General features: G+C 67.6%; 15 protein-coding genes. 8 read left to right on the top strand and 7 right to left on the bottom strand.

Annotation, left to right across the window (positions count from 1 at the left end):
* Nucleotides 1–4 precede the first annotated feature (4 nt).
* The 4 genes from WFK36_RS03895 to WFK36_RS03880 are packed head-to-tail and all read right to left on the bottom strand — an operon-like array spanning nt 5 to nt 4,200.
* Nucleotides 5–415 carry a (deoxy)nucleoside triphosphate pyrophosphohydrolase gene (locus WFK36_RS03895; RefSeq protein ID WP_336789849.1) on the bottom strand — a complete coding sequence of 137 codons (411 nt, stop codon included), beginning with the start codon at nt 413–415 and terminating at the stop codon, nt 5–7.
* Nucleotides 412–1,434 (bottom strand): ABC transporter ATP-binding protein, encoded by a 1,023-nt coding sequence (locus tag WFK36_RS03890; protein WP_336789847.1) that lies wholly within the window; start codon nt 1,432–1,434, stop codon nt 412–414. Before WFK36_RS03890 ends, WFK36_RS03895 begins: the two co-directional genes overlap by 4 nt.
* The gene (locus tag WFK36_RS03885) at nt 1,418–3,100 is read right to left on the bottom strand and encodes an ABC transporter permease (RefSeq protein ID WP_336789845.1); all 1,683 of its coding nucleotides are present in this window, start codon (nt 3,098–3,100) and stop codon (nt 1,418–1,420) included. The genes WFK36_RS03890 and WFK36_RS03885 overlap by 17 nt, the downstream gene beginning before the upstream one ends.
* The gene (locus tag WFK36_RS03880) at nt 3,076–4,200 is read right to left on the bottom strand and encodes a thiamine ABC transporter substrate-binding protein (protein WP_336789843.1); all 1,125 of its coding nucleotides are present in this window, start codon (nt 4,198–4,200) and stop codon (nt 3,076–3,078) included. The genes WFK36_RS03885 and WFK36_RS03880 overlap by 25 nt, the downstream gene beginning before the upstream one ends.
* Nucleotides 4,201–4,338: 138 nt before the next feature.
* On the opposite strand from WFK36_RS03880, the gene WFK36_RS03875 reads away from it, so the two are divergent.
* The 5 genes from WFK36_RS03875 to galK all read left to right on the top strand — a co-directional run bounded on the left by WFK36_RS03875 (nt 4,339) and on the right by galK (nt 9,900).
* Nucleotides 4,339–5,199 carry an Rv1157c family protein gene (locus WFK36_RS03875; protein WP_008378267.1) on the top strand — a complete coding sequence of 287 codons (861 nt, stop codon included), beginning with the start codon at nt 4,339–4,341 and terminating at the stop codon, nt 5,197–5,199.
* A gap of 246 nt (nt 5,200–5,445) precedes the next feature.
* Nucleotides 5,446–6,429: a hypothetical protein gene (locus tag WFK36_RS03870; RefSeq protein ID WP_336789840.1), complete on the top strand. Its 984-nt coding sequence runs from the start codon at nt 5,446–5,448 to the stop codon at nt 6,427–6,429.
* Nucleotides 6,430–6,488: 59 nt separating this feature from the next.
* Nucleotides 6,489–7,697 (top strand): alpha/beta hydrolase, encoded by a 1,209-nt coding sequence (locus WFK36_RS03865; protein WP_336789838.1) that lies wholly within the window; start codon nt 6,489–6,491, stop codon nt 7,695–7,697.
* Nucleotides 7,698–7,708: 11 nt separating this feature from the next.
* On the top strand, nt 7,709–8,803 hold the full coding sequence (gene galT, locus WFK36_RS03860; RefSeq protein WP_336789836.1) for a galactose-1-phosphate uridylyltransferase: 1,095 nt from the start codon (nt 7,709–7,711) through the stop codon (nt 8,801–8,803).
* On the top strand, nt 8,800–9,900 hold the full coding sequence (galK, locus tag WFK36_RS03855) for a galactokinase (RefSeq protein ID WP_336789834.1): 1,101 nt from the start codon (nt 8,800–8,802) through the stop codon (nt 9,898–9,900). Before galT ends, galK begins: the two co-directional genes overlap by 4 nt.
* Here the strand turns inward: galK and WFK36_RS03850 are convergent.
* Nucleotides 9,887–10,411, bottom strand: a complete 525-nt coding sequence (locus tag WFK36_RS03850) for a hypothetical protein (protein WP_336789832.1) — start codon at nt 10,409–10,411, stop codon at nt 9,887–9,889. The genes galK and WFK36_RS03850 overlap by 14 nt on opposite strands.
* 31 nt (nt 10,412–10,442) lie before the next feature.
* On the opposite strand from WFK36_RS03850, the gene WFK36_RS03845 reads away from it, so the two are divergent.
* The 3 genes from WFK36_RS03845 to WFK36_RS03835 all read left to right on the top strand — a co-directional run bounded on the left by WFK36_RS03845 (nt 10,443) and on the right by WFK36_RS03835 (nt 13,737).
* Nucleotides 10,443–11,006, top strand: coding sequence for an HhH-GPD-type base excision DNA repair protein (locus tag WFK36_RS03845; protein WP_336789830.1), 564 nt, complete (start codon nt 10,443–10,445; stop codon nt 11,004–11,006).
* Nucleotides 11,007–11,042: 36 nt separating this feature from the next.
* Nucleotides 11,043–11,921: a hypothetical protein gene (locus WFK36_RS03840; RefSeq protein ID WP_336789828.1), complete on the top strand. Its 879-nt coding sequence runs from the start codon at nt 11,043–11,045 to the stop codon at nt 11,919–11,921.
* Nucleotides 11,922–12,228: 307 nt separating this feature from the next.
* The gene (locus WFK36_RS03835; protein ID WP_336789826.1) at nt 12,229–13,737 is read left to right on the top strand and encodes an HNH endonuclease signature motif containing protein; all 1,509 of its coding nucleotides are present in this window, start codon (nt 12,229–12,231) and stop codon (nt 13,735–13,737) included.
* Nucleotides 13,738–13,904: 167 nt separating this feature from the next.
* Here the strand turns inward: WFK36_RS03835 and WFK36_RS03830 are convergent, their stop codons facing one another.
* Complete coding sequence (locus WFK36_RS03830) at nt 13,905–15,278, bottom strand: NAD-dependent succinate-semialdehyde dehydrogenase (RefSeq protein WP_336789824.1); 1,374 nt, start codon at nt 15,276–15,278, stop codon at nt 13,905–13,907.
* 20 nt (nt 15,279–15,298) lie between these two features.
* Nucleotides 15,299–16,585 (bottom strand): condensation domain-containing protein, encoded by a 1,287-nt coding sequence (locus tag WFK36_RS03825; protein ID WP_336789822.1) that lies wholly within the window; start codon nt 16,583–16,585, stop codon nt 15,299–15,301.
* Between the last annotated feature and the right edge of the window lie 4 nt (nt 16,586–16,589).

The raw sequence follows: 16,589 nt of genomic DNA, 5'->3' as shown, positions 1-16,589 counted from the left end.
GCGCTCAGCGCGGTTCAACCCGCAGGTCAGCGACTAGTTCCGGAATCCACGCACGATCGTTCGGCACCACCGAGCCTGCATCGTCGAGCGCGATCAGGTCATCGGCGTCCACCCACCGAAGCGCTCGATGCTCCACTGGCCGAGGCTCTCCGGAGACGATCCGGGCACGGATCGCGACGAGTTCGAGTCCTTCACGCGGCCGGACCACTTCGCTCAGCGGCTCCCCCACGGAGACGTCGACGTTTAATTCCTCACACAACTCTCGGACGAGTGCGTCGGAATGCGTTTCGCCCGACTCGACCTTTCCGCCGGGCAGCTCCCACAAGCCGGCGAGCTCCGGCGGATACGCTCGCTGGGCGATCAGCAGCCTGCCGTTCGCGAACAGCGCGCCCGCCACCACGAGGACCGTGCTCACAGTCCGATCACGCCGATCCGCTCGGCCATCGGCGTCATCGCCACCCGCTGCCCGACGTCGACCCGGTGGTGCGCAACGGCTTCGACGCTCGACCCGTCGGGAAGGCGGACCCACACGTGCCACGAACCGACCATCGGACGCACCCGGACCACCTCTGCTTTCGACACGGCATCGGGTGCGACGACGACGGAGTCGGGCCGCAGAGTCACCCGACAGGGGCCTTGCGCCAGATCCGCGAGATCACCGTCGAGAGCCACGTCCCCCACCGGGGTCTGCAGCCTCGCATCGCTCACCGTTCCGTCGACGACTGCGGCGGCGCCGAGGAAACGTGCGACCCACTCGTCTGCGGGCCGACGCCAGAGTCGTTGCGGCGGCGCGGTGTCGACGATCACGCCGTCGTTCATCACCGAGACCTCATCGGCCATGAGCGCGGCCTCACCGTGATCGTGTGTGACGACGACTGTCGGCGTGCCGGACGTCTTGACGATCTCGGAGATCGCGACGGCGAGATCGTCTCGTAGGCGTCGGTCGAGAGCCGCGAGCGGTTCGTCGAGCAACATGAGCCGCGGACGCGGCGCGAGCGCCCTGGCGAGCGCGACGCGCTGTGCCTGCCCACCGGACAGTTCGGTCACCCGGCGGTTCGCCGTGCCCGGCAGTTGGACGAGATCAAGCAGTTCACCGACTCTCGCGGCGGCCTCGTCGCGCCCGATGCCGCGGCGAGAGAGTCCGTAGGCGATGTTCTGCCCCACTGTCCGCCCCGGGAACAATTGACCGTCCTGGAACACCACGCCGAAGTCCCTGCGGTGCACAGGAGTCCGGGCGAGGTCCACTCCGTCGAACGCGACGATGCCGCCTGCCACCGGCTCGAGTCCGGCTATCGCCCGCAGGAGGGTCGACTTCCCACATCCCGACGGCCCGAGCAGTGCTGTGACCAGGGCATTGCCGCCGACCACCCAGTCGACGCCGTGGACCACCTCTCGGTCGCCGTACTGGACAGACACATCATGCAGTGTCAGCACGTGCACTCCCCTTCTTCTTCGGCGCGTTTCTTCCGGGAACTCGTGTCTCGGGCGCGGACGACACCGTTTCGACGACGGCGACCACCGCTGCACTGACAGCGACGAGCACCACCGAAGCGGCCATCGCCGCCGCGAAGTTGTCGGCGCCCGGCCTGCCCATCAGTGAGCCGATCAGCACCGGCAGTGTTGTCGTGTCGGCGCGTGCGAGGAACGTCGTCGCACCGAACTCGCCTACCGCCATCACGAAGGCGAATCCGGCGGCCGCGGCGAGCGACCGCGCGGTGAGTCGCAGGTCGACGGTGACGAACACACGAAGTGGCCCGGCGCCGAGAACTGCCGCCGCGTCCCGCAAACGGTCAGGCACCTGTTCCAGCGCGGGAACCATCACCCCGACCACGACCGGGATCGCGATGAGGGCCTGCACACACGGCACCACCAGCGGCGATGCGGCGATCTCGTACGGCACCGTCGCGAGCGCGAGGACATAGCCGAACCCGAGGGTCACCGCGCTGACACCGAGCGGCAGCACCGAGAGCCCTCCCGCGAGTTTGGCGACGACGCCGCCGGTCCGGGTCAGCGCCGTCGCCGTCAGCAGTCCGACGACCACCGCGATCGCCGCTGCGAGCAGTCCGCTGCTGACCGAATAGCCGAGCGACGAATACGCGGACGGCCCGTAGGTGGTGTCGGCGAGCGCCCGGTAACCAGCGAGACCCCAGTGGCCGCCCGGGCGGAGGGATCGGATCACGAGGGTCACGATCGGCAGGATCAGCCAGAGTCCGATCCACGCGAGCACCGCCGCGACCGCGATCCTCTTCGCACCACGCGGCGGACGCAGGTGAGCGCCCGCGCCGGTCGGCGGAACCCGGGTGGAGCCGACGACCCGCGCGACGCCGAGTGCGGCGAGCACCAGGACGATCTGCAGCATCGACAGAGCGACGGCGTCCGGCAGCTTCGCGTACCCGATCCCCTGCAGGTAGATCTCGGTCTCCAGGGTGGACGCGTCACCGCCTCCCAGGATCTGGATCACACCGAAGCTCGTCGAACAGAACAGGAGCACAAGCGCGAACGCCGACGCGATCGCAGGCAGCAGCCTCGGAATCACGACGTCGAGAAATGCCCGAGCCGCGGACGCCCCGAGTGTCCTCGCCGCGGCGACCTCGCGCGGATCGATTCGCCGCCACGCGGCCGAGACCACGCGGACCACGACAGCGACGTTGAGGAAGGTGTGGGCGACGATGATCGCCGTCCATCCCTGACCGATGTCGAGGAAGGCGAGCGGGCCGTCGAACAGCGCTCGGAACGCCACCCCGACGACCACCGTCGGCAGCACGAACGGGACGGTCACCACTGCGCGCAGCAGACCTGATCCCGCGAGCCGCACGGTCGACAGGAGCCAGACGATCGGCGCGGCGACGATCAACGCCGCCAACGCCGAGCCCGCAGCTTGGCCGACGGTGACCGCCAACAGACGCCAGGCATGTGTGCGATCCCAGAGTTCGGGGAGCGTGGCGCCGTCACTGTCGTCGAACGCCCTGGCCACCAGGACGCCGAGCGGCCACAGGAAGACCGCGGTCGCGAAGACCAGCGGAACGAGCGAGATCAGTCCAAGCGCGATCCCGTTGCGGGTGGAGCGGACTGGGGTCAGGGCTTCACGGTGGCGCGCCACTGGGTGAGCCACTCCTCGCGGTTCTTGTTGATCCAATCCGGGTCCATGCGGACCGTCCAACCGGGAGCAGGCGCGCGCTGACGCCAGTCGGCGGGCATCGGAGTGTTCTTCTGGACCGGGTAGACGTACATCGCCGTGGGGAGCGCAGCCTGCACGCCGGGGCTCAGCATGAAGTCGACGAGCTTGCGTGCGCCCGCCGAGTTCCGAGCGCCCTTGAGGATGCCGACGTACTCGATCTGCGCGAAACAACTGTCGAGGATCGCGCTGGTACCGGGCGTGGCCGCCGGGCTCGACGCGTACGACACGACGATCGGCTTGGGGCCGTGCCCTTCACCCGCGCTGAACAGTTGGTTGTAGGCCTGCTCCCAACCGGACACCACCTGGACGCCGTTGCCGGACAGTCCACGCCAGTAGTCGAACGCCTTCGACTTGAATCGGCCGATCGTCGACAACAGGAAGCCCATGCCGGGCGACGACGTTGCCGGGTCCATCACGACGGTCAGGTCGCGATAGGCGGGCTGGGTCAGATCGTCGATGCTCGTCGGCGCTTCCACGCCCTTGTTCTCGAACCACGCATCGTCGACGTTGAGGCACACGTCGCCGCGGTCGACGGCGGTGAGTTGATCTTCGTGGCCCGCCACCGCGAACTCCGCGGCGCCCTTCGCTGCCAGCGGGGAGGTGTACGGCTCGAGGGCGCCGGCCTCGATCGGCCGCGCGGCGAACGTGTTGTCGATGCCGAACACCGCGTCGGCCTTGGGCGAACCCGGCGTCAACGACACGACCGACGACAGCTGACCGGCGTCGCCGGACTTCTGGATGTTCAATTTCAGGCCGGTCTCGCGCTGGAAGTCGTCGACGAGGTTCTGCGGAAGCGCAAACGAGTCATGGGTGAGAAGATTGACCTCGGAAGCGCTGTCGGACGACGTCGCACATGCCGCGGTTCCGGCGGCGGTGGCGGCGACGAGACCGACGGCGATCACTCGACGCAGTGAGGTGGCACGAATCTTCACGACAGTCTCCTGAAATAGGTCGACGCGGTCGGCGGGCTCGCGCCCGTCGTTCTGCGTGAATCTAACCAGGTGGCCGAGTCGCGCGCGCATGGAGGAACGCCTGTCGTTGTGAACGCACCACTCCCTGATTTCACACTGGTAACAATTGTCACACCAGTCTCAGTAGTTTCACGAAGATCGGGTTAGACTCTCGTCACTGTCCGAGCCGTCTATCGATAGGACCCCGTCGTGCGATTTGCGCGCACCAGCCGCACCGCCACCGTCGTCGCAGCTCTCGCTGTGACCGGCGCGCTCGTCTCCCCCGCACTCGCTCAAGCCGAACCCGCCGCCCCGGCGCCGTCGACCGAGCAGACAATTCCCGTACCCGAGACCGCACCGGACGTCGATCCCGCCGTTCTGAGTTCGCTCGGCGCGTTCGCTCCCGCCCTGATCGGCTCGATCGCGACTCGCGACGACGACGGCCAGGTGAACAACGACCTCCTCGAGCAGGCCCGCGCACTCGCCGACAACCCCGCGTTGCCCGCACAGGCGACGGCCACGTGGCGTCAGCTGATCGACTTCCTCGGCGAGCCCGGCAAGGCGAAGGCCGTCGCAGCGGGCGCGGTCCCGGCCGCCGAGCACGACGTCGCGAAGAAGAAGAGCGACTCGCCGAACATCCCGACCGGCCCGAAGAAGCCCCGCATCCAGCAGTTCCTCTACCCGACCATCGGCCTCGGCTGCATGGCAGGCGGCGGCAACTCGGTCGGCATGGCGCTTGTCACCGCAGGACCGCAGCAGGCCCCGGCACCGGGACCGAAACGCGGCCAGGCCGGCTTCGTCTACACGAGCCTCGGCACCGGCCCGGCGAAGTCCTCGCCCCGCCGCCTCTATGTGACGTGGCTGAACCTCGAGAACGGCCGGAGCGGACGTACCGCACTCAAGCCGAACCCGAAGATCAACGCCACGAAGGGTCCGGGCACGTTCACCGGGATCGCCAACACCGGCCGCGGCCGCATCGTCTCGACGATCTACGGCGACGTGACGACCACCCAGAAGGGTCGCACCATCTCCTGCACCATCGCGCCAACGATCGGCACCGCGATCATCTGACGCGAGCAGCGCGACGAAACACCCTCCGGCAGCGCCGGAGGGTGTTTTTTCATCCTCGGTCGGTGATTCGCGCCACTCGGCCCGGCCCGAATGTCGCGCTGACGTCACAACTCGGACTCGCTCCTTGAAATTCGACCCCTCGACACACCACCATTAACTTCAACACCATTCGCCACACCTGTCACACGAGCCTCGTGGGCGGGGCGACAGACCGTGGTGAATTCGTCAGTTCGTGGAGGAGACGACGTGAGTGCAGTCGTGAAGAGTTCGATCCGAGTCGGCATCGTCGGCGCCGCAGCAGCCGTGGCCGTCTCGATGGCCGGCATCGCAGCCGCCGAACCGGCAGCCCCTCCGGCAACCACCCCTCCTGCAACCACATCGCCCGCAGCCCCGGCGGGCGAGGCGCCCAGCCTGTCCGGCATTCCCGGCGACGCCGAACTCGCAGACCTGCTGCGCACTCTAAAGTCCTCGGGCGGCAGCGAGCAGGCGATCGCCGCGCTCTCGTCGATCCTCGGCTCGTCCGGGCAGCTCGACCCGAGCACACTGCTGTCGACCTTCGGCATCAACCCGGGTGCACTCGACTCGATCCTCCCGTCGGCGACCACGCCGCCCACGGCGCCCGCAGCACCGACCGCGCCCGCGGAGCCGAATCAGGTGGACGCACCGGTCCGCCCGACCGACGTCGACGCCCTCGCGACTCTGCAGAAGCTGACCGGCACACAGATGTTGACTCCGGCGATCGCACCGTTCTGCGCGGCCCCGACAGACGACAACCCGCTCGGCCTCGTCACCGCTCCGACCGTCGCCATTCCCGGCCCGTGGCCGCTCGGCGACTCGACTGTCATCGGAAGCCTGGTCAAGGGGATCGGCGGCGACCAACTCCTCAAGCTCCTCGATCCGGCCGCGACCGCACCTCTGCAGGAGATCAAGGACGGCCAGACCGCGTACGCGCTCGTCCCGCCGACTGCGCCCGGATCGACGAACCTGAACGTCGCGTGGTTCAACACGTCCACCATGAAGGGCGGCCTCGAACCCCTCAAGCCGCTCGCCGATGACAAGACCGCGGGTCCGCTGCTCAAGGCGCTCGCGGCGACACCCGGATTCAACGGCGTCCGCCTGGCTCGAGCCTCCACCGGCGAGGGCTCCGTCCTGTCCGCGGTGTTCGGCACCACGACCACAGCAGGCCGCACCTGTTACTTCCTGCCCGCGCTGGGCGTCGTCAAGAACTGACACCCGCGTTCACCGCACCGCCACAATCGAATTCACGCTTGAAGACTGAGGTACCTCCCATGAATGCGCAGCCCCGCCGCATCGACCCCGTGCTCGCCGCTCCAGCCGAACGGACGGGCCGACGCTCCCGGACCGCTGTCCGAGTCGGCGCAGCGGTCGTCGCTGTCGGCGTCGTGGTCGGCGGCGTGACGGCCACCCGAGCCATCGCCACCCCGGAGGACACCACGCCTGCCGCACCGGGCGGACAGACCGCAGGCAGCGTGTTCGCCAACCGAGCCGTGCCGGACGCCGACCTGCCTGCCGCCGCGGCCGTCGGCCAGCAGTTCAGCTACTGGACCCTCGGGGCCGACGAGCGAACTCACCTCACCACGGCGACCGTCCTCCAGCCCAAGGGCGCCGCGCCCGCGGGCGGCTGGCCGGTCGTCGTCTACGCGCATCGCCCAGATGGCCTGTCGCTCGGATGCGCCCCGTCCAAGCGCCGCGCGGCGCGGGACACCGCTGCCGTCTCCGGGCTGCTGCGGAGCGACTACGCCGTGGTGATCCCCGACTACACGACCGTCGGCGTCACCGGATCCCCGCAGTACGTCGACTTCGGTGCGTCCGCGCACACTGTCGTCGACGCGGTCAAGGCGCTCACCGACATCGAACCGAGTGTGTCGCCTCGCTGGGCAGCAGTAGGCGACGCACTCGGTGCGGGCACCGCCGTTGAACTCGCCCGCAGTGCCACCACCTGGCAGAAGGGGTCGATGGACTTCCGCGGCGCGGCAGCCACCGCCCTGCCCGTCGGCTACGACGACGTGCTCGCGGGCCTGAGCCCGGCGTCGAGCCCCGTGTCGCCGGACACCGTCGCCGACGTCGTGTACGCACTCGCCTCGCTCGACGCCGACGACGTGACCGATCTGCTGACTCCCCGCGGTAAGGAGCTCGTCACCAAAGCGCGCACGATGTGCGCGCCGGCCCTCACCAAGGCGATCGGATCGACCAACCTGTCCGCGCTGGTGACCGCCCCGTTGGCGGCCAATTCAGCGCTCGACACCGCGCTGCGCGAAGGTCTGCAGCTCCGCACGCGCGGGTTCAGCAGGCCGATCCTCCTCAGCCAGAAGCTGGTCGACGACGAGACCGCGGTTCCCGCCAATCTGCGGTACTTGACGACGGCACAGTTGTCGAGCAACAAGGTGGTCGCCAAGACGTACCTCACCGGAAGCTCGACCGATGCGTCACGTCAAGAACAGGCCACGGTTGCTGCATTCCTCAAGAACCTGTTCTAACGTTCCTCAGCGTGCCGACGCTTCGAGACCTTCCTGAACCTGTTCGTGGCCGACTGGCAGACGGACGCGAGATCCTGTTGTTCGGCGACAGTCACGAGTGTGTTCTCGGGACCGATCGGCGTGATCTGCCGCAGCGGCCGGACGGGCCGGTCAGTGTCGTCCGATACGATCCCGCCACCGGCGACCAGGTGATCATCGCTCCCTCGCGGCAGGAGCGGACGTATCATCCGCCGCGGCAGATGTGCCCGCTGTGCCCCGATCCGGAAGGGCTGTCGTCGGAGATCCCCGGCGACGGCTACCGGGTCGCCGTGTTCGAGAACCGTTTCCCCTCGTTGACTGGCCAGACGAGCGCGCTGGTCAACGACGACCCGCTTCGTTCCGAAGTCGCAGGTGCGGGCCGCTGCGAAGTCGTCTGTTTCACAAGCGATCACGACGGGTCGTTCGCCGCACTCTCCGACGACGACGCCCGGCTCGTCCTCGACGTGTGGGCGCACCGAACCACCGAGTTGTTCGCGCGCGACGACGTCGCCGAAGTCCACTGCTTCGAGAACCGCGGGGCCGAGATCGGCGTGACGTTGCCGCACCCGCACGGCCAGATCTATGCGTATCCGTTCCGTACTCGTCGCACCGACACGATGCTGCGCAGGGCGACCGAGCACCGGGAGATCCACGGCGTCGAGTTGAGCCGCGCGATACTCGATCGTGAGGTCCACGACGACGAGAGGGTGCTCGTACGCACCGAGCACACCACCGCTTTTGTGCCGTTCGCCGCTCGCTGGCCTGCAGAAGTCCACGTCTACCCGAACCGACACGTCTGCCACCTCGGCGAACTGACGGACGCCGAGACCGACGACCTCGCCGCCGTCTATCTCTCGGTGCTGCGCGCGTATGACGCGCTCTACGGTTCGCCGCTCCCGTATGTCGCGTCATGGCATCAGTATCGGTCGGAGGCCCCCGAGGGGCGACTGCACGCCGAGATGTTCTCGATCCGCCGGACCGCCGACAAGTTGAAGTACCTCGCCGGATCGGAATCGGCCCGCGACGCGTTCATCACCGACAGGACTCCGGAGTCCGTGGCCGCCGACCTCCGGGCGGCGATGAGATGAGCGGCGTTCGCGCCTACGCTCCCGGGCGCGTGAATCTGATCGGCGAACACACCGACTACAACGGCGGTTTCGCGCTGCCGATAGCCCTCGACCGGGGCACCCACGTCGACTTCGATCCGGACCCGACCGCCTCGTCATTGAAGGTCAAGACGATGTCCGACGCGGTCGACGCCGGCTCGGAGGTCACGATCAGCCTCGACACGGTCCCGGGCGACGTCGGCGGCTGGGGTGCGTACGTCGCCGGATGTGTGTGGGCACTGCGATGCAGAGGGGTCGATGTGCCCGGTGGCGCGATGGTGGTGACGTCGGCCGTCCCGGTCGGGGCGGGCCTGTCGTCGTCTGCGGCGCTGGAGTGTGCGGTGGTCCTCGCCTTGTCCGCGGCGGCCGGCGGACCTGATCTGGACCGGAGGACGGTGGCCGCCGTCGCGCACGACGCGGAGAACCGCTACGTCGGAGCCGACACCGGACTGCTGGACCAGCTGAGCATCCTGCACGGTGCCGTCGACACCGCGATGCTCATCGACTTCCGGTCGATGCAGGTGACGCCGGTGCCGATCGAACTCGGTGACGCAACGGTGATGGTCGTCGACTCGCACAGTCCGCACAGCCACGCAGCGGGCGAGTACGGCGCCAGACGACGATCATGTGAGGCCGCAGCCGCCGCACTCGGTGTCCCCGAGCTGCGCAGTGCGGCCGGTGACGACTGGCGTCGTGTGGACGATCCGGTGGACCGTCGACGAGCGCGACATGTCTTGACCGAGAACAGCCGAGTCCTGGACACGGCGGCGGCGCTCACTGCAGGCGATCTGCATTGCGTCGGGCGTCTGATGGTCGAATCCCACGCGTCGATGCGGGACGACTTCGAGATCACCACCTCCGCCATCGACGAGATCGTGCGCACGGCCCTTGGTGCGGGTGCGCATGGAGCGCGAATGACGGGTGGCGGTTTCGGCGGCTCAGTTGTTGTGCTCGCATCGGCCGAGGCCGCCGCGCAGATCGAGGCCGATCTGCCGGAACAGGTGGAACGCTCGGGTCACCCTCGCCCGACGGTCGCTCGGGTCCGCGCGGGCGCGGGCGCGAACATCACCACGCGTTGATCGTCGTTCCGCACCTGCTGTACTGCGGGTTCACCATCGGGTTCCACGCCATCGCACCGATCTTCTGACGAATCGTCAGCTTCACCGGGCCCGTGCCGGGATGGACGACGGCCTGCCACGTCACCCGGTGGGCCCGAGTGGGCGTGACGACAACGCCGCGGCGACCTGTGCGGAGGTTGTGCCAGCTGACGCGCGTGGAGATCGTGTACTCGGTGATGTTGAGCCAGGGGTCGCCCGTGATCGGTTGATTGGCCCGCAGTTCGATGGCCGGTCCGGGCAGCCCGTCAGACGGGAACCTGATGCCGGTGTAGATGTCGACGGGCAGTCGGATCCGCGGCTTCGGCCACGGATTCGCGCTGTCGCAGCGGATGGTCTTCACATAGTGAGGCTCTGCCGACGGCGCCGCGTTCGCCTGCGACGGTCCGACGATCGACGCCGACGTTCCCGCCGCAACGAGCAGCGATGCCGCAATTCCTACAATCCGTGACCGAGTCCCCACCAGTGTCCGCATGGCGACAGTGTGCCAGCACTACCATGGCCGTATGGCGAGAATTCAGATTGCTCAGGACCCGGTCGCCGACGAGCTGCTCTCGACGGACCCGTTTGCACTGCTCGCGGGGATGTTGCTCGACCAGCAGTTTCCGATGGAGCGTGCCTTCGCCGGACCCGCCAAGATCAAGGACCGGTTCGGAACGCTCGACCCGGCGGCGATCGCTGTCGCCGAACCCGAGTCGTTCGCCGATCTGTGCGCCACTCCCCCGGCGATTCACCGCTACGGCCGATCGATGGCCGGAAGAATTCAGGAGCTGGCACGCGTCGTCGTCGACGAGTACAACGGCGACACCGAGTCGATCTGGACGACGGCGCGCAGCGGTGAGGAGTTGTTCGGACGGATCCGGGCTCTTCCCGGATTCGGCGAGCAGAAGGCCAAGATCTTCACCGCATTGCTCGCGAAGCAACTCGATGTGAAACCCGCCGGCTGGACCAAGGTGACCGGCGACTACGGCCGCAAAGGTTTCCGTTCGGTGGCCGACGTGGTCGACGCCGACTCCTTGATCAAGGTCCGCGAGTTCAAGAAAGCCGCCAAGGCGGCCGCAAAGAAGTAGTAGGGCGTACGTGGTACCGCCGGGTACACTTCGCGCATGAGCAAGGCACCCATCGATGCGCGCGAGGTCATCAGCCTGCCGTTCCGCGTCGGATTCGCCACCGCAAGCATCGTGCTCGGCACGGCCGAGTCGATCATCAACGTCGCCCGTATCACGGCCGGCAGCATCGAGACAGAGGTCAACGACGTCCTGGGCGTCCACACATCCGCCGACATCGCTTCCGTCCGAGCACCGCTGACGATCCTCGCGCAGGTCGCCGACCTGCTGAGCCCCGACCGACCATTCGGCCGCATCCTCGCGACGGGTGGCCCACTCGACCGGCTGATCCAGCCGAACGGCGTCATCGATCGACTGACCGCACCTAACGGACTGCTTGAGAAGCTGACCGAGAAGGGCGGCATCCTCGACCAGATGACCGATGAGAAGGGCATCCTGATGCGGCTCGCCGCGAAGGACGGTCCCCTCGATCGGCTGACCCGTGACGGCGGCGTCGTCGATCAGTTCACCGAGAACGAGGGCATCCTCGAACGCCTCACATCCGAGGGCGGGATCGTCGACAAGCTCACTGCACCTGACGGCATCCTCGAGAAGCTGTCTCGCCAGGACGGCCTGCTCGACCGCGCCGCCAGCGACGAAGGACTGCTCGACCAGCTCCTCGGCGAGGGCGGTGCCATCGACCGGCTCATCGAGCCCGGCGGACCGCTCGACAAGTTCACCGAACTGGCGGAGACTCTCGCGTCACTGCCCCCGAACCTCGCGGCGATGCAGGAGACCGTCGATCATCTCAACGAGGTCGTCGAGCTGCTCAACGCCTCGGTCGCGCCGATCGGCGGCATGGTCGAAAGACTCCCCAAGCGGCTCACCCGGGGCCCCGCAGGCAACGGCCGCAACGGTTACGAGCCTCCCGCACTCTGATCAGACCCGCATAGATTCACCCCCTCGGCCGCACCGGTTCTCCGGTGCGGTCGCCGCATTTCCCCGCCCACTGCTCGTTGCAGCCTGGGCAACACCCACCGTTCAACGAAGCCCTGCGAACCCCCTGCCCGTTGAGCGCCTTTCGTCTCGCAGGCTCGCTCAAGACCCGCGAAGCGAGTCGAAGCGTCCGCGCAGACCGCACTGATGATCGAACTCACGAACTAATCTATTGTGCTATACAACACACCGGGCTATAGTGGAGATAACAAACAACACAGACATCACCACCGCAAAGGAGGCGAACACCATGACCAGCACCTTTGATCTCCCTGATTCGCCTCTAGAGCTCGCCCGCCTGCAGGACGCGGTGGCGGTGAAGCTGTCATCGGTGTCGCTGACCCCGATGACCGACGACGACGTGCTGCACATGTCCGAAGTGTTCGAGCGTTCCAATCGCCGGTCCGACGGCATCGGCGCCCGCCTGTACGCGGAGGTCTCCACCCGCGGGGCCTACCGCAAAGCTGGCGTCCAGACTCCGGGCAAGTACCTCACCGCCGCCCTGCGCCTGGGCCTCGGTGCCAGCAAGCGCCGCGTCGCCGCAGCGTTGGCGATCAGCCCGATGTACAACTACTCGGGCGACCAACTCGACCCGGCACTGCCGGCCACCGCGGCAGCGGTCGCCGATGGTGATTTGTCGGTCGATCATCTCACCGAGATCGCCGCCGTCATCGAGGAGATTCCCGCCGCGATTCCTGCCGAAGACAAGGCGAGTGCCGAAGCCGAGCTCGCCGAGTTGTCTCGGCAGTTGACGCCGGAGGGCACCCGCGAAGTCGGTCGCCGGATACTGGCCCACCTCGATCCCGACGGGTCGTTGACCGATGACGCTGACCGCGCCCGGACCCGCGGATTTGCGATCCAGCCGCAGGACAAGCGGCTGATGTCCAAGATCCGGGCGCAACTGTCGCCGTCGCTTCGAGCAAAACTCGAAGCAATTCTCACCCTCTGGGCAGAGCCGGGGATGAACAATCCGGACGACCCGGAGTCCCCGCGCGGCGCGGCCTACGGTGCCGACGCCGAGGCCCTTTCCGCGGCTCGTGAGCGCGATACGCGGTCGCAGTCCCAGCGCAACCACGATGCGCTCGAGGCGATGCTCGACCACCTGCTCGCCAACGGCGCGCTCGGTGACTCCGTCGCCCTGCCCGCCCACCTTGTGGTCACCGCTTCGCTGGAGGATCTCGAGAACCAGGCAGGTGTCGCGGTCACCGCCACCGGCACCCGCCTGCCGGTCACCGATCTGGTCGACATCGCCGCCGACGCCACCCCGTGGCTCGAAGTGTTCGAAGGCCAGTCCTCACAGATCCTGCACTTCGGGCGCGGCCGCCGCCTCGCCTCGCTGGCCCAGAGGCTGGCACTGTTCGGTCGGGACCGCGGATGCACCGCGCCCGGCTGCACCACCCCGTGGTCACGGACCCAAGCGCACCACATGCCTGACTGGCAAGACGGTGGACCCACCGATATCGATCATTTGGGTGGGGCCTGCGGGGGACATAACCGCAGTGTTTCCACCAAGCCCGGCGGGTGGGAGACCACCATTCTCACTTCCGGCCCGTTCAAGGGCCGGGTCGGATGGCGACCCTCCGGCTCGACCGAGCCGTGGAAGGTCAACCACTCGCTCCAGCCGGAAAAGCTGCTCCCGGCCATCCGGGCCACCAAGTCCGGGTCGGCGGTCGAGAAATGGTTGTCGTGCCGGATCCCGGCACCACCACCGGGACCGCCGGCCCCACCCGGGGTCGACGTGGTGCGCAACCCCGCCTGAGCTGCTCAGGCGGGGACACCGCCATGCCTTGGTGCACGTTAGATCGTCACTTGCCTTTCGACTCGCAAGCTCGCTCAAGGAGCAGGGGTCGGCTCGCTCAAGGAGCAGGGACAATTCCACTCAAGGAGCAGGGAAGTTCTGCGAGAGTCGAAAGGCAGAGACAAGACCTATTTGGCGACGCGACGGAGCTTCACATTGGCGAACTCGCCGAGACCCCACTGGCCGAGCTCGCGACCGTAACCGGACTGCTTCACGCCACCGAACGGGAGGCCCGGCAGCGACGTTCCGTGCTCGTTGACCATCGCGTTGCCGACATCCAGGCGCTCGGCGATGTCCTTGCCACGCTCGACATCCGACGTCCAGACCGAGCCGGTGAGGCCGTACTCGACGTCGTTGGCCAGCGCCACCGCCTCGTCGTCGTCCGACACCGAGTACACGACAGCGACCGGACCGAAGATCTCCTCGCTGTACAGATTCATGTCGGAGGTGACACCGGTGATCACGCCGGGCGACATGAAAGCACCCGGACGATCGAGCGCCGCACCGCCGGTGTGCAGAGTCGCACCCTGGCTCACCGCTTCCTCCACCTGACGGACGACCTCGTCGCGGGCGGCGACGGACGACAGCGGCCCGATGAATGTCGACGCTTCCGAGGGATCACCCACCGCCAGCGCATTCACACCATCGACGAGACCGGCGACAAAATCGTCGTACAGGTCGTCCTTGACGATGAAGCGCTTCGGCGAGTTGCACGCCTGGCCCGCGTTCATCATCCGCATGCCCGCTGCCTTCGCACCCGCAGCACGTGCATCGTCACTGTCGAGGACGATGAACGCGTCCGACCCGCCGAGTTCGAGCACCGACTTCTTCAGGTTGCTCGCCGCGATCTGGGCGACGGCGGCGCCTGCACGACTGCTGCCCGTCAGCGAGACGCCCTGGATACGGCGGTCGGCGATCATCGTCGCCGCCTGCTCGTTGGTGGCGTAAACGTTGATGTACGCGTCAACCGGCGTGCCCGCAGCATGCGCGATCTCCTCCATCAGCGCAGACGACTCTGCACAGATCGGCGCGTGCTTGAGCACGATGACGTTGCCCAGCAACAGGTTCGGGGCGACAAAACGCGCCACCTGGTAATACGGGAAGTTCCACGGCATGATGCCGAGGATCGATCCGACGGGGACACTCGTCACCGACGACTCCGCGGCGCCCTGCGGGTCGAGTTGCTTCGTCTCGAGGAGCGCAGGGCCGTTCTCGGCGTACCAGTCGTAGATCATGGCGGTCAGGGCGAGTTCGCCACCAGCCTGAGGCAGCGGCTTGCCCATCTCCTTCGAGATCACGGCGCCGAGTTCGGCCGCACGGTCTCGGTATGTCTGGGCAGTAGCTCGCAGGACTGCCACACGCTCGTCGATCGATGTGGTGCGCCACGACTGGTAGGCGGCAGCGGAGCGTTCGAGGATCGGATCGATCTGGTCGTCCGAGAGCGTCTCGAACTCCTTCTCGACGATGCCGGTGGACGGGTTCGCGGTCACATAAGACGTCATGTGCCCGACCATACGCCGACTTATGGCCCATCGGTCGGGATCTGGGTGAGCTCTGCGAAGACGCTGGCCAACGACGCGATGTAGTCGTCAACTCCATCAGCGATCCGGCCGCCGGCATTGACCGACAGCGTGACCGTGTCACCGATCCGGTGCACGCCGTGAGTAAGACTGTGAGCGCTCGACAAGTAGGGGAATCCCGCGGTGAATCGGACAGCGCCGCCGCCAAGCGTCAAGTCGGCAGCGCCCCTGTGCACCGGCGAGACCACTGTCCATCCGGCGACCGAGGCAGGTGGCGGAGCGCCCGAACCGAGTCGCGCCGCAGTCGCAACAAGGACTGCCGGCGAGGATTCTGCAGCCCGGCGAGATGCCGCGCGTTGGGCAGACGACACCCGAGCGCGAGCAGCCGCGATTTCGTCGGCGATCAGCGACGCCCGAAGCCCCCGGTCACGGACATCTGCATGGAGACCGACGCCGACCGTCTGGAAGCAGTTCCGCGCCGCCGAATCCCGATCGTCGTCGAATGCGACCGTCAGCTCCACCGACGCGTCGCGGACGGGCGCGTTGAGGAAGCTCGGAAGCACCTCCGCCAATCCAACGAGCACGCCGACCGTCGACGATCGTCCGGCCACCCGCAGAGACGCGGCATCGACAGTGAGGGTACGAAGCTCGCGCGGTCCTTCCGGACTGACATTCGCCCGTGTCGGCGCGACGTTCGCGCGACCGCCGTCGGGTTCTTCGGCGGCCCACGCCGCGAGGCCGAGGGCTGTCGCACGCAACAGATTCGGCCCGATCAGCAGGCCAGACCTCAGTGCCGCCAAACGAGTGTCGTCGATCGCCACACGTTTGTCCCGCAGGAACGGTGCGGGCTCGCGGCTGAACAGTGCGCGGGCGATCGCCGAGACACGTCGGCCGTCGCCCACCGCATGCGATATCTGGAGCACGGCAACACGTCCCAGTCCATCGACCCGTGGAACCCCGGCGACTGCGTCGAACACGTGCACCCGCCACAGCGCAGACGATTCGCGCAGTGGACGGAGCGCGGTGACGGCGGCCAGGCACGCAGGCCAATCGTCACCGGGTCTTACGACGATCGCGTCGTCTCGGATCGGTGCGGGCGCCCAGCGCGGGAAGTCGAGGTCACCGGGCACCGTGCGGACGGCCAGGTGCAGGTCGGCTATGGCCGCAGCACGGCGACGCAGCTCCTGCACGACGTCCGGCACTCCACCGCGGTCGAAGGCGAAGAGCAGGAACTGGTCGTTCACTGTGCCTCGTCCCAACCAGTACATCGCGGCGTCTGTGGGCGCCATGGAG

The sequence above is a fragment of the Gordonia malaquae genome, from assembly GCF_037148075.1.
GTDB lineage: Bacteria > Actinomycetota > Actinomycetes > Mycobacteriales > Mycobacteriaceae > Gordonia > Gordonia malaquae.
This window is presented reverse-complemented; position numbering and strand designations above follow the sequence as displayed.

Bases quoted from the DNA above. Each gene is read 5' to 3' on its own strand.
- WFK36_RS03825 (WP_336789822.1), bottom strand. From the start codon at position 16,585: ATGGCGCCCACAGACGCCGCGATGTACTGGTTGGGACGAGGCACAGTG.
- WFK36_RS03830 (WP_336789824.1), bottom strand. From the start codon at position 15,278: ATGACGTCTTATGTGACCGCGAACCCGTCCACCGGCATCGTCGAGAAG.
- WFK36_RS03850 (WP_336789832.1), bottom strand. From the start codon at position 10,411: ATGCGGACACTGGTGGGGACTCGGTCACGGATTGTAGGAATTGCGGCA.
- WFK36_RS03835 (WP_336789826.1), top strand. From the start codon at position 12,229: ATGACCAGCACCTTTGATCTCCCTGATTCGCCTCTAGAGCTCGCCCGC.
- WFK36_RS03845 (WP_336789830.1), top strand. From the start codon at position 10,443: ATGGCGAGAATTCAGATTGCTCAGGACCCGGTCGCCGACGAGCTGCTC.
- WFK36_RS03840 (WP_336789828.1), top strand. From the start codon at position 11,043: ATGAGCAAGGCACCCATCGATGCGCGCGAGGTCATCAGCCTGCCGTTC.
- galK (WP_336789834.1), top strand. From the start codon at position 8,800: ATGAGCGGCGTTCGCGCCTACGCTCCCGGGCGCGTGAATCTGATCGGC.
- WFK36_RS03880 (WP_336789843.1), bottom strand. From the start codon at position 4,200: ATGCGCGCGCGACTCGGCCACCTGGTTAGATTCACGCAGAACGACGGG.
- WFK36_RS03865 (WP_336789838.1), top strand. From the start codon at position 6,489: ATGAATGCGCAGCCCCGCCGCATCGACCCCGTGCTCGCCGCTCCAGCC.